Here is a 12,922-nt window from a genome sequence, read left to right as displayed (position 1 = left end):
CGTATAATTGCCCGCGTCACTGCCGCCGGTAATCGACATGCCGCTTACGTTCACGGTCTTATTCGCACCCGCATTTTTATCAACAAACGCGGCCGTTCCTCCAAGCGTCAGGTTGTCGCCGGCCAACCAGCCATCGTAGGTTACGTTGGCATTGGTTGTTCCGTTGTAAACTCGGTCAACTCCCGTTGCCGTTGCTGTCAATGACGCTTTGGCAATGTTGGCAGTCGTCGTGGTTGTACTGTTTGCCAGCGTATAGTTGCCCGCGTCACTACCGCCGGTGATCGACATGCCGCTTACATTCACGGTCTTATTCGCGCCCGCATTTTTATCGGCAAAGGCGGCCGTGCCGCTAAGCGTCAGGTTGTCGCCGGCCACCCAGCCGCCGTAACTCACGTTGGCATTGGTCGTTCCATTATAACCCCGGTCAATCCCTGTTGCCGTCGCCGTTAGCGACGCTTTGCTAATGTTGGCAGTCGTCGTAGCCGTGCTGTTGGCCAACGTATAGTTGCCCGCGTCACTGCCGCCGGTAATCGACATGCCGCTTACGTTCACGGTTTTATTCACACCCGCATTTTTATCGACAAACGCGGCCGTGCCGCCGAGCGTCAGGTTGTCGCCGGCCACCCAGCCAGCGTATGTTACGTTGGCATTGGTTGTTCCGTTATAACCCCGGTCAACTCCTGTTGCCGTTGCCGTCAGCGACGCTTTGGCAATGTTTGCGGTCGTCGTGGCCGTGCTGTTGGCCAGTGTATAGTTGCCTGCGTCGCTGCCGCCGGCAATCGACATGCCGCTTACGTTTACCGTCTTGTTATTGCCCGCATTTTTATCGACAAACGCGGCTGACCCGCTGATCGTCACGTTATCGCCGGCCAACCAGCCGCCGTAACTCACGTTGGCATTAGTTGTTCCGTTATAACCCCGGTCAATCCCCGTTGCCGTGACGGTTAGCAGTGCCGGCGTAATTTGCAGTGTACCGCTGGCAAAGACAAGGTCATACCCTTCTTGGTTCGAGTACAATCCGGTAGGCGTAATCGTATACGTACCGACGTTCTTCGTCGACCCGGTATAGCGCAGAGTTCCTAATAGCGTAACCGGCGTCGAATAGTCTACTCCATTGCTATCGTCGTAGAGCGAACCGTTATAGATCATCGTATTGTTCTTCGCCGTGATAACGACTGTCTGTTTTAAAAACGATCTGAGAATCGGGGAACTGGAACCGTCATAAAATTTCCAAATGCTTTGATCCCAGCCAGCAAAGGTCGATGCTGTTTGCATCTCGGCATTTGTCTTGCCGACCGCTCCCCCTGCACTACCAGTACCGAAGCCGTTTGCTCCGCCTGTAGTCGTATTCCAAAATGAATTGGAAATAAAGTTCATTTGAACTTCTCCCACAAATCCGCCCGCTGTTCCACCAGTAGCACTGCCGCTGCTGAAAGATTGCGTGACAGTACCACTGCTACGTCCGAGCAGTCCGCCTACCGTACTCCCGCTCGCATTGCCGGTGCTGTATGACTTGTCTACAAGTCCGCTGTTTTCACCGGCTAAGCCGCCGACATATTCTGTATTAGCCGCACTGATGTTACCCGTACTGTAACTGTTTTCAATGCTGCCGTGCGAATTGTTTCCAACCAGACCTCCGGCAAAGTCACCGTAGTCATTACTAGTTAGTGTACCTGTACTATAGCTGTTCTTAATTTCGCCAGTGCCAATCGCCATACCGTAATTTCTTCCGACTAGACCACCCATATCGCTGAATGAACTCATATTCAAGTTTACCGTACTGTAACAGTTAAGTATGCTGCCCTTATTATATCCAACCAGGCCACCGACGCGGTTCGCATTGCCGCTTATCGTGCCGCTGACGCCAAGATTGCGAAGAGTTCCTTCATTTTGCCCAAACAAGCCCGTATATGCACCGTACCCGGAAACTATTCCAATGTCAACCTTATGGCCCAGACCGTCGACCGTACCGGTAAACGACGCTCCTGAACCTCCTATAGCTCCCGTCACGCCGCTAATGTCATTGTTGAGTGCGAAGTAACCGCTCATCGCCATGCCGTTCCAGTCGGCCAGGTTATTAATCAGCGTGTACTGATTTCCGGCGATATATAGATTTCCGCTGCCGCCAAAATGGACGGAACCGCTTTTCCCCACCAACAAATTTCCGCTGGCCCCAGGCGTAAACGTCAGATTTCCCGTACCGTTATTGGCGATGGCTGCATTGACGTAAATATTTTTCAGCGCTTGAAACGTCAGCGAATGGGCGCTGTTCCAAGTGACCGCATCGTTTACGTAAACAGAGTCCGTCCCTCCGGCCTTTGTCGTGCCGTTGCCGCTTTGAATCACCATATCGGTCGTAAGAAGATTGGCAGAAAGAGCCGCTCCCGTCATGTTGCCGCCGGCCGCTGCAATAGTGAAGTCTTTGGGGTCGAGCAACCAGGTTCCTGTTTTGCCGCGTGCCGCGCTGGTGTCAACGCGCGCGCTGTCTCCAACGTTGAGCGTATCATGCCCTGACGTTTCGACGCTGCCGCCGCTGCCGTTCTCGGCACCGCCTCTGGCACTGATTTTCCCATCGAACGTAGTCTTGCCATCAGACCAGACCACCACTTTGCCGCCGTTGCCGTTGCTAACCGCATCCGCATGGATCGCCGCGCCTTTTTCCACCGTGGTTTCGATCGCTCTTTGCTCCGTACCACTGCCCTGGTAGTTTCCGCCGACAAGCGCCGTTCCGCCGCCCAGATCGCCGGAAACATTAATTTCCGAGCCTGCGGCCAGCAGAACCTTGTTGCCCAGCACTTTTACCTCGCCGCCGCTTTGCCCGGCGTCTTTGCCGCTTGCATCCAGCGTGCCGGAATTCATAGCTCCGCCGCTGCCGCCGTCCAGGACAATCAGGCCATTTTTGTTCATGATACTGCGGCCTCTAATAATACCGCTGTTGTTGACTACCGTCGAAGCCAACGCATCGGCCGTTCTGGCGCTGAGCAGTACTTTGCCGCCGTCAGCCTGAATCAGTCCGCCGTTACTGACGCTGGCGGACAAGGCAGCCTGGTCGACTGCCAAATGCAAGAATCCGTCATTCGCCAAATCCAACGTGACCGCCTTGCCGCCCGCCAGTACGACGCTGCCCTGGTTGGCAAGGATGACGCCCTGATTTTTTGCCTGCGCGCCAAGCAGAGCCACATAGCCGCCGCTGGCGGCGTTGATCGTTCCCTGGTTAATGACGGAAGCTCCGTTGCCGCTAAATTTGTATTGGCCGCTCAAAAAATCGCTGTCAGAAAGATTGAGCGTTGAAGCCACCAATCCACCGACATTGACCGATGAGCCCGGCGCAAACAAAATGCCGTTCGGATTGATGAGAAACACCTTGCCGTTAGCGCTAAGCGTACCGTATATCGCCGAAGCTTCATTGCCGATAACCCTGTTTAACGCAACCGAATTTACACTGGGCTGAACAAAATTCACGCGTTCGCCGCCGGCAATATTAAATTTATTCCAGTTGATCGAAACTTTGTCGCTGGTCGTAATTGTCATCGTTGCGCCATTCGTCGTAATATCCGCAGAACCGGCAGTAACATTCGGATTCGTCGGATTGGCAAAACCGATGCCGTACGCGCTTAATGTCACGGTTGCCGCCAATGACGCTATAACAATGCTTCGCACCGTACGTTGCCATTTTCGTTTCCATTTTCTTTGCATCTTTAAACCTCCCTGTTTATTACGCAAAATTCTTATCGCTAAAAATATTTGATGGCTCGCAGCCAGAAACGTCCGTTTTTGTCATGATCCGACACGGCTTTATCCGAACTGATCTTCCAGGCATAATCCGCACGGATGCTATAGTCGTTGTTCCGGCTAAAGACGACGCCCAAGCCGCCTCCCGTCAAGGCACGCGTATTGGCATCATTATTGAGCGGTGCTTTGTTTAGCGTGACCTGACCGCTGTCAATAAATGCAGCCAATTGGAAATTTGGCGTCGGCATGTTCCATCGAAGTTCTCCCGTCACCAGATAGCCGGAATCGCCGCCCGCTTCGCCTTGCGGATAAGCTCTGACGCCGGTTGCACCGCCGAGAAACAATTTCTCAACCGAATCCAAATTTTTGCTGGCAAGCTGTCCTGTAAACGAAAAATTGTAACTGAGACGTTCATTGATATATTTTTGCCGCAGCAAACTGATGATTGCTTTGCTGTAACTGCCGGCTGTTTTTAAATCGTCATTATTTCGTGCATCGGCAGAAAGCATGTTAAGCCGCCCTTGCGTTAATGCCAAGCCAAAGGCAGTACTGCCGTCACCAGCCGCATCGCGCCAATCGCCTTTTAAACCAACATTCCAAGCATCAACTTTTTTTTGGCTGTCTGTTGCAGAGGATCCAACCAAATCTTGTAGCTCCTTACGCTCAAAACCAATACGAAGATACAGGTTGGCATTTCGCGAACGGTGCAACGGATACGTGGCATAAATCCCTCTCGCCTTCGCCTGCCCGCTGGCCCCTAGTACGGCATACTCTTCTCCCAACAGATAATTCACGTTGGAATAGGTTACGCCGATTTTCCCGCCTTCACTGCCAACCGGCAACGCATAATCAAAATTCAGATCACGCAACCCGCTGCCGCCGTACAAACCGCCGACGGTAAGCACATCGCCCTGCCTGCTCAAATTGTTGATGTTGATGTTCAAACCGCCTCTTATCTCGCCGGTAAAGCGATTGCCCCAATTGTCGCCATACAATTGCCCGCTGACGACAGGCGCGTCGCTGATTTCCATAATCAAATCCGACGTACCCGGTTCTTTTCCCGGTGCTAGTGTACTTTTCAGAGTAATGCCGCTAACCTCATTCAAAATAAGCAGCACCCTCTCCAAGCTATCTATGTGGATCGCATCGCCGTTTTTTAGCGGTTTGACTATCGCTTTAATATAATGATCAGACAGCCGCGATGTGTTTCGAACGGTAACATCGCCATACTGACCGACCACAACCTGAATCGTTACTTGTCCGTCTTTAATTTCCTGCGCTGTAACAAACGCGTTAGCCAGCAGGTAACCGTTATCACGGAAATATTTTGCAATCTTGCCCGCTGCCTGCTCCAGTTCTCCGAAGGTTACTTCTTGACCGACAACGCTGCTAGTAATGCCTTCGAGCTGCGCCTCGCTATAAATGGTTTGCCCGGAAATCCGAATTCGATTCACTTTGATCTTGGGGCCAGAAAGATCCGGTTGCATTTCCGGAAGCGATTCAACATTGATGCCGCCGCTTTTTTTCTCTGCCGGTTTAACCTGGCTGTCTTTGAGAGTGTTCGATATTTCTCCGGCGTTAGGCGCGGCGGCGGCCAGTGCCGGGCAAGCAAGACAAGCGCATAGGAACAACGTCATCATGATGCCTGTTTTTTTATTGGAACGATATTGGTGCATTTTGTATCCTCCTTACGTCTATATAAATACTAACAGATTGCAAGTTGCTAAATTTTAAACAATCTTTAAACATTACTGCTGCATACAGCCATCGATTTTGTTTACTCTATTTGCCTAAATAAAAAAACACGAAAGCGACCTACCTTTTCAGATAGATCGCTTTCGTGTTTTTTATCTGCGTTTCAGACTTTATTGATTTTTATTTAACATCGCGATCGGACTTTGACTAACAACTGGAATGATCTTTTTTTCCGCTTTTTTCTTTTTCTTCTCTTTATTCTTTGGGCTCTTGTCTCCCATATTCAACATCTCCTCTTATTATCCGGATCCACATCAAGCATACCATGTTTTTCCAAATAACAAGCATCGCATCCGTCCTCTTATACGGTCAAACTTCGTTTGCTGCATCGCGCAGTCCAATGAATGGTAGTGATTCCATACAATTCCGCTATATCTCACGTTATTAACGTTCAAAGCGATACAGTTTTCCGTTCTCCGCCCGCGTAAACGAATCACCGGAAAAACCGTCGGCCAATAACTGTCGTTGCATTTCGGCCATTAAAAAGCCATGACTTACGATCAGCAGATTTCCGCTTGAAGGCAGCTCAGAAAGAAAACGCGTAACGCGCCGGCGCGTCTGGGCGCGGCTTTCCGGCTGTGATGCAAAGTTAGCCCACCAGGCGATCCGCCCGGCGGTCATCCAAAAGAGAAACGGCAGCGGCAAAGCGCTCTCGCAGACCGGCGCGATCCGCACTTCGCGCAGCAAAGCGAGCGGCGTAGTCGGTCCGTCATATAAGATGCGGGCCGTCTCTACCGCGCGCGGCAGATCGCTGCAATAACAGCGATCCCATTCCGCCGGATCGACTTGCCTTTCATTCGCTCGAATCGGCGCAAGATCATAGGCTGCGGCCCAGCGACGGAACTCGGTTGCCGACAACCAAACGTCATGCGCGCACTCCACTTTGAAATGCCTGACCAAGCCAAGCTTCATGTCGCCGCCCCCTTTTTTTATCCTCTCAATTCTCTATTCTCCGTTGGCTCTATGTTCCCTTTCCATATCTGCAAGTCAAGCAGGTCAGATTTCTGAGCAAAAACAAAAATGAGATGGACGGCATTGTGTCCGTTCACCTCACTTTTCATTATTGGCTACCGCTAGTTTTCATGAGACAGAAGCGTCCCCTCGTTTTTGCCCGCTGCCGTCTCCTATTGAAATAGCGTCTTGTACATCTCAGAACTTATCTGGGGCGCTAAAATATCCAACTGCGCCTCTAGGATCCCAATCTTTTTCGGTATCTCCTGGTGTTTTGATATATAATTTCGTCTCATGTAGTTGAGAGCACCGCGTAAGCGTCCTATTGCATCAATCTTATTATTCAATAGCGTTATATATTCCACCCGCCCCATCTTCGATATGGTGCCTATTTCAGACCATATTGAGTATATGGTTTGTTCTATATCATTTATAGTATAGCGGCTATACAGCTTGTCCTGTTCCTCCTGATCTTTTTTTTCCTGTTCCTCCCTCTTGGGGATCTTCTCATTTCCTGCCTCACTGGGAGGATTCTTCAGTTTGCTGAATGTTAGTCCCGGCCCCAGTTGCACCACTCCATCTGTGAGCGCGTCCATTTCAGGCATATGGCTAATAAATGGATATGATAAAAATGTTACTCTCCGCGTGCTGTTTGTCTGATTAGCCATGTCAATTTTGCTGTTCGCCAGGATTAGTGCATTACTGATACTACCCGCTTGAAAAAAAACAGCATTGGAGCTCTTCGCTGCCAACCACCCACTAGTTGGATTTATTTGGAGTGAAATGACTCCGCTATCACCATTTTGCCATATCGCGAGCGGAGTATTGTGCATTATTCGAAGCAACTCGCTCCTAGCAGCCGAATTAAGCGTGACCGCGGCCGCCGTATCGTTACTCCCTAGGACAAGTGCTAACGCAGCTCCCATCACCCATAGTTTTTTCCAAAAGCTTTTTGTTACCATTGTTCATCCTCCTTTCTAAAATGTTTTTGACAGTAAAAATCGAACTTTTTGCTTATTTTTGTATTTATTTACGCTGCTACTGACTATATAGCCATGGTCTAACTCGGCGCGATAAGCACTTCCCTGGCCAGGTCGCATTATCCGCAAGCAAAGCCGGACAAGTGATAAATAATCCTTGCCCAGCTTTTCTATCTATAATTCATTACCGTGCATTATATTGCGTTTCGTAAGGCTCCCCCACTTCATCCATCATTGTCCGTGTAGAAATTCAGGAATTACATTGTTTACAATATACCAACGATAATACACCATAGTTGATGACGGCCTGAACATCTTTCCCGTATACCTGACAAGTAACATATATTGGAATTGAACAGTCGCTGCTAATAGAACTGGCTGTCACAATACTGATAGGCATGCAACCATTTTTTCTTTCTTCATATGGAAAGCTATACATTGAACGCCCTATCTCATATTCATCTAAAAACACTGAAAAGACAACGCCCTGATCTTGATGATCTGTACATCCATCCAGATAAAAATTTCCGTTAAACATAATTAATGCTGGTCCTGAACTCTCCTCCTGGCAATTAATCGTTAAATTTCCAAGCCTTTGTCTCTGGCCGGAAGGAATCACAATCGGATCAGATTCTAATGCAACCTGTTTAAATAACATAGTAGTCACCCTCCCTTATTTTTTACGCAGCCGTTAAACAGTAACGCTTACTTTTAATCCACGATTATGTCGGTACCCTGAAGACGTCGTTCTCGATAACCTGAATTTAATACGCCCCTTCATAAATGATTGGGGTAAACCATCAGTCCTGGACTGATAGTAACTGGTTGATTAGACATTAACTTGCTTTTGTCCGAGGCATTTTGAATATTCTGAGGGATAAAGAGCTCGAGATCATTATTATGAGGAGCCGTGGTAGGCGTAGTAGCCATAGCCGTAGAAGTAGTAGGCGGCGGTGGAGTGCCATTACCTCCAGCACTCCCAAAATACCGCTTGTATATCTCATTGGCATAAGTAGCGGCATCGACAGCGCCACCACCCGTAGAAATAAAACCACCACTATTAGAAAGAGGAGTAGTGCCAGCGCTACTATAGAATGGAGCGACTACAACTGCTAAAGCGCTACCGGTATTATTTTGACAATTCAGCTGGTTCGCCTGACTCATTGCATTATTCAAAGAACTCACCGACATAGCAACATTCCGCCCACTCATGTCCTGAAGCCAGCCGTTGCTTGGATTCCAAACCCAACTGACGGCCCCTGTGTTACGGTTTTTATACGCAGCGATAGTGCTAGTAGTAGATTCATCCCGTAAAAGCGCTTGGAGATTGTCCACAACAGCATTCGCCATCTGGCTGTTAAACATTAAAAATCCAGTCATTACCCCCAGTGCGAATATTCTTTGCCAAAAGCGTTTTGTTCCCATGATTCATCACTCCCTTCTAAAATGTTTTTGACAACAAACAGTGGAATTTTTTATTGTTCTTGTATTTATCGACCGTGCTGCTTACGACGTAGCCATAGTCAAACGCTGCGCTGTAGCCGTTGTCCCAATTGGCGCGCCAGCCGATACCGCAGCTGGCCGCCGTAACGCTGCTCAAGTCGCCGCTTTGCGGACTGACGTTATTTAAATATCCGGCATCAACGAACAGCAACAAGCGTTGTCCTCTGGCGATTTCCGGCGTATACAGTTCAAAGCTGCCCTGCACGCCGCGGTCGCCGCTGAGCTCCCGTTCATCCAAACCGCGCAACGAACGCGCGCCGCCCAGGCCAAGCTGTTCGGGATTGACCAGCCGTTCGCCGGTATACTGGCCCGTAACGGCCACATTGGCCAGCCAGTTATTGGCAAAGCGGTGTTGGTACTGATAAGCGCCGCGCCAAATTTGATAATTGGCGGATGTGCCTAAACGATACTGGTCATATTGCTCGGTGCTGTTTTGGCCGCCGGTCGCAATATTGCGCACATAGCCCAGTGAATAGGCCGTCATCGTGTTAGCGCGCAAATTCTGCGCCTGATAGGATATACTGAGCGGCAATGTGCCGACATCCGTGCCGATGCCGAGCGGCGTATTGAATACGTTCAAATTAATATCGTTTTTGTATTGTCGTGCGTCGATGCCAAAATCCAGTGATCGCCGTTCGGTAGCCGTCCTGCGCAAATTATGGACGTAGTGTACGCCAAAACTGCTTCCTTGTCCTGCCGCGTCAATGCTGTAGCCTGCTCCGCTTAAAATCCGTCCCGCATTGGAATCGGAGTAGCTGGCGGTAATATACAGGTTGTCCTTGGCCCGCGGCAGCGGAAGGTTGTAATATGCGCCAAATTGTTTGATTGCGCTGGAATTGCTGGGCGAGGTTGCATAACTGAACACGCCGATCTGCCCTGTGCCGCCGATGTTTCCATTGATGTACGACAAGCGGGTACGCCATCTTCCGGTAGAATCGTTGCCTGTATTGTCAATATCCAGCGCAAACCGATCGGCGCGCCCTTCCCGAACGGTCACATAGGCATCAAGCGATGTTTCGCCGGTCGGATGCAAATCCACCGTGATCTGACGCGTGCCGTTTTCATTGGCCAGCAGGATTTCATTGGCCAGCTCGTTCACATCCAATTTTTCCCCTGCGCGCAGAGCAGGCAGCGTGGTTAAGACGCCCTGTTCCGTCGCTAGTTTGTTCCCCTGAATAACGATTTTTCCAAGCGTTTTGTCGGCAATGCTTTGCACCGCTTTTTCCACATCGGCCTGTGCCGGCGTCTGTCCGCCAGAATCTGGTTGGGCAGCGAAAGCGTACGCTGGCAAGAGCAGCGCAAGCAACAACGCCTGCGCAATTTTGCGCAAAATGGTATTTTCTTTCACAAATAATAGCTCCTTTAATAATAGATTGGTTTGCCTGACCTTCCTCTGAATTCTTATTGAAACTGTTTGCCAATCCAGATTGACGCCAATTTTTCAAAGACTACTCCAACTACTAACCAATATACCAGCACGCTCTGGACATTTTCTGGACAATTCTTCTTTAATTTCGAAGAACATCTTAACTCAAACATATTTTGACAAACGACGAAAAGGAGCAATACCTGGCTGGCGTCCAAGTATTGCTTCCGCGGCAAATAATCCAAAATATGAATTTATCCGTCACGCAATGATTAACTATCAATATGCGCTGCTTTTATATGGGTTTGTACACAAATCTTTAAATCTTCTGCGCAGAACGGTTTGATCACATAGTCTACAGCGCCGGCTTCAAAGCCTTTTTCCTTATCCGCTTCACTGTTTTTTCCGCTGATAAGTATCACCGGTATTTTATCGCGGGAATTCCCGCTTATCCTGCGGCACACCTCGTAACCATCCAGGCCGGGCATCGTAATATCAAGCAGCACCAAATCAGGTGCTTCCTCCGCCAAGACAATTTTGAGCGCCTTCTCGCCATGATTGGCAATGCGAATGTTATACTCCGCACGCAATAATTCCACCAGTATTTTAATATTTCCCGGTTCGTCATCGACGATCAGTAGCGTCTGTTTCGTCATAACGCCCTCATTCCTCCACGATTATATTTAAACAACCGGCTATCTTCCGTAGCGGTATTAACGCCAACTCAAAATCATAATTTCCTAAATGCGTCTCCAATTCCGCCATTTCTTTTGCAAACAGCGGGCCTTGAAGTATTTCCCTCATATATTCCAGAAATTTTTCCGCATCGGGGTCATTTTCGGCAAGCAATTTATGCATTTTAGTCAGGACAACAGCAACTTGAGCCGTAGCAAGCGGCTTTGCGTCAACGGGGACGTTCTCCGTTTTTAGCAGTCCTGATTTCTTTATGCCTTCCAGCAGTATCCGCACATGCTGTTCAAGGCGATGCAGCAAGGGCTCATAAGCCGAACTGTTTCTATTAGCTATTGCTGCTTCCAGCTCCGCTGCGGTCTTTCGCATTTCACCCGCCGCTATATTTCCGGCAACGCCCTTTAGCGTATGGACAATCCGCTCGGCTTCCGGAAAATCATCTTTTTTGATATGTTCTGCTATTTTTTCCGTCACCATACTGTATCTCCGGGCAAAATCAATCAATAGTTGCCGGTATAACCAGGTATTACCCTCTATTCTTTTCAAACCTGCCGCAATATCCAGTCCCGGTAAAAATTCCGGAAGGCCTTTATCTTTTTCCCGCAAGTGTTGATAATAGTCATCTACCAAGGCAACTACCGCTCCTTCATTGCGCTCTTCAGGTTTTACCATTTTCTTAGCGTAGCCATCGTGCTCTCTCGCCCCCATTTGTTAGACTGGGCATTTGCCAAAATCATTCATGCATCTTTCGTATAAATTCTTTAGTGCAGCCTGGGGATCAATACCCAATTCATCTTTCAACGTGAGTTCCAATTGCTGATAATATTTCACCAACGCAGCTCTGTCTCCTTGTAAAAAGCAGACCCACAACAATGATTCATAAGCATCTTCATCATAGGGCAGATGCTCAATGCATTTAAGCAGCGCATACTCCGCTTTTTTATACTGCTGCACGTCAATATAGTATCTGACCAGAAGTTTTATCAGGGAAGCGTAGCATTCCTGCAGCCTGTTCCTTTTTGCCGAACACCATGCATAATCGCTACCCGCAAGATAGTCTCCCTGATACAGGTCAGCGGCTTGTTCAAATTCCGGCAAATTGCCTACGTCGATCGTTTTATTTTGGAGAGCAAACAGCTCAAAACTACTGGCATCACAATGGATATCCTTACCTACACTCATTTTATATGAACCGTTGGAAAATTCTATGGAAATATTGAGACCGGCTTCTTTTACGATTTTTTTCAGCCTATACACCGTCGTATGCAAGTTATTACCCACCGTATCGAAATTATGCTCGGGCCATAAGCTCTCAATAATCACATCCCTCGGCATAAATGCCCCCTGATGATTTAGAAGGAATGCGAATAGTTCCTTTATCTTCGCAGTGCGCCATTTTAGCGAAGTGTTATCGGCAGCAGAGCATACTTCAAACTTACCGAGACATTTTATTTGGCTGTCGCTGCAAGTCGGTAAAGTATCCGAAGACGAATTCTTTCGTTTTAGCAGCCTGGTAATCACGGTATCATCCTGTCCCGACAGCCGGGGGCCAAGCAACCTGATGTGGGCCCGCACCCTGGCCTTTACGGCATCTGCCCGGAATGGTTTTGCCACATAATCGACCGCTCCCGCCTCAAATCCCTTTAGCTCATCCACTTCAGCGTTTTTCTCCGTTATGAATATTACCGGTATGTGTTTCGTCCGCACATCCGCCTTTATTTTCCGACACACTTCATAGCCATCCAGCCTTGGCATCATGACATCCAGCAATATCAAATCCGGTTTTTCTTCTGCGAAGACGATTTTGAGCGCCTTTTCTCCGTCATTGGCGACGCGAATACGGTAATCAAAACGCAGCAGTTCCAGAAGTATTTTGACGCTTCCCGGTTCGTCATCGACAATCAGTACTATCGGCTTTTTCGCAACACTAACAGCCACACCCATC

General features: G+C 48.9%; 10 protein-coding genes. All 10 read right to left on the bottom strand.

Going from position 1 to position 12,922, the window contains the following annotated elements:
- Positions 1–3,696 (bottom strand): beta strand repeat-containing protein (locus QTL79_RS12845; protein ID WP_346355368.1); only part of this gene is annotated, 3,696 nt, incomplete at its 3' end.
- Between the two features lie 38 nt (positions 3,697–3,734).
- Positions 3,735–5,408 (bottom strand): ShlB/FhaC/HecB family hemolysin secretion/activation protein, encoded by a 1,674-nt coding sequence (locus QTL79_RS12840; protein WP_346355367.1) that lies wholly within the window; start codon positions 5,406–5,408, stop codon positions 3,735–3,737.
- 463 nt (positions 5,409–5,871) lie between these two features.
- On the bottom strand, positions 5,872–6,399 hold the full coding sequence (locus tag QTL79_RS12835; protein WP_346355366.1) for a histidine phosphatase family protein: 528 nt from the start codon (positions 6,397–6,399) through the stop codon (positions 5,872–5,874).
- A 212-nt stretch (positions 6,400–6,611) separates the two neighbouring features.
- Positions 6,612–7,400 carry a hypothetical protein gene (locus tag QTL79_RS12830; RefSeq protein ID WP_346355365.1) on the bottom strand — a complete coding sequence of 263 codons (789 nt, stop codon included), beginning with the start codon at positions 7,398–7,400 and terminating at the stop codon, positions 6,612–6,614.
- Between the two features lie 268 nt (positions 7,401–7,668).
- Positions 7,669–8,076, bottom strand: coding sequence for a hypothetical protein (locus tag QTL79_RS12825; protein WP_346355364.1), 408 nt, complete (start codon positions 8,074–8,076; stop codon positions 7,669–7,671).
- A gap of 119 nt (positions 8,077–8,195) precedes the next feature.
- A complete protein-coding gene (locus QTL79_RS12820) occupies positions 8,196–8,843 on the bottom strand; it encodes a hypothetical protein (RefSeq protein ID WP_346355363.1) in 648 nt (215 codons plus the stop codon).
- A gap of 16 nt (positions 8,844–8,859) precedes the next feature.
- Positions 8,860–10,269 (bottom strand): ShlB/FhaC/HecB family hemolysin secretion/activation protein, encoded by a 1,410-nt coding sequence (locus tag QTL79_RS12815; protein ID WP_346355362.1) that lies wholly within the window; start codon positions 10,267–10,269, stop codon positions 8,860–8,862.
- A 290-nt stretch (positions 10,270–10,559) separates the two neighbouring features.
- Positions 10,560–10,943, bottom strand: a complete 384-nt coding sequence (locus QTL79_RS12810; protein WP_346355361.1) for a response regulator — start codon at positions 10,941–10,943, stop codon at positions 10,560–10,562.
- A 7-nt stretch (positions 10,944–10,950) separates the two neighbouring features.
- Entirely contained in the window at positions 10,951–11,649 is a 699-nt protein-coding gene (locus tag QTL79_RS12805; RefSeq protein WP_346355360.1) for an Hpt domain-containing protein, read from the bottom strand.
- Between the two features lie 39 nt (positions 11,650–11,688).
- On the bottom strand, positions 11,689–12,915 hold the full coding sequence (locus QTL79_RS12800) for a response regulator (RefSeq protein ID WP_346355359.1): 1,227 nt from the start codon (positions 12,913–12,915) through the stop codon (positions 11,689–11,691).
- Between the last annotated feature and the right edge of the window lie 7 nt (positions 12,916–12,922).

Origin of the sequence: Azotosporobacter soli, from assembly GCF_030542965.1 — a bacterium.
In the GTDB taxonomy this organism is placed as follows: Bacteria; Bacillota; Negativicutes; order SG130; family SG130; genus Azotosporobacter; species Azotosporobacter soli.
Note: the sequence above shows the minus strand (reverse complement) of the source record. Positions and strands in the feature narration are given on the sequence as shown.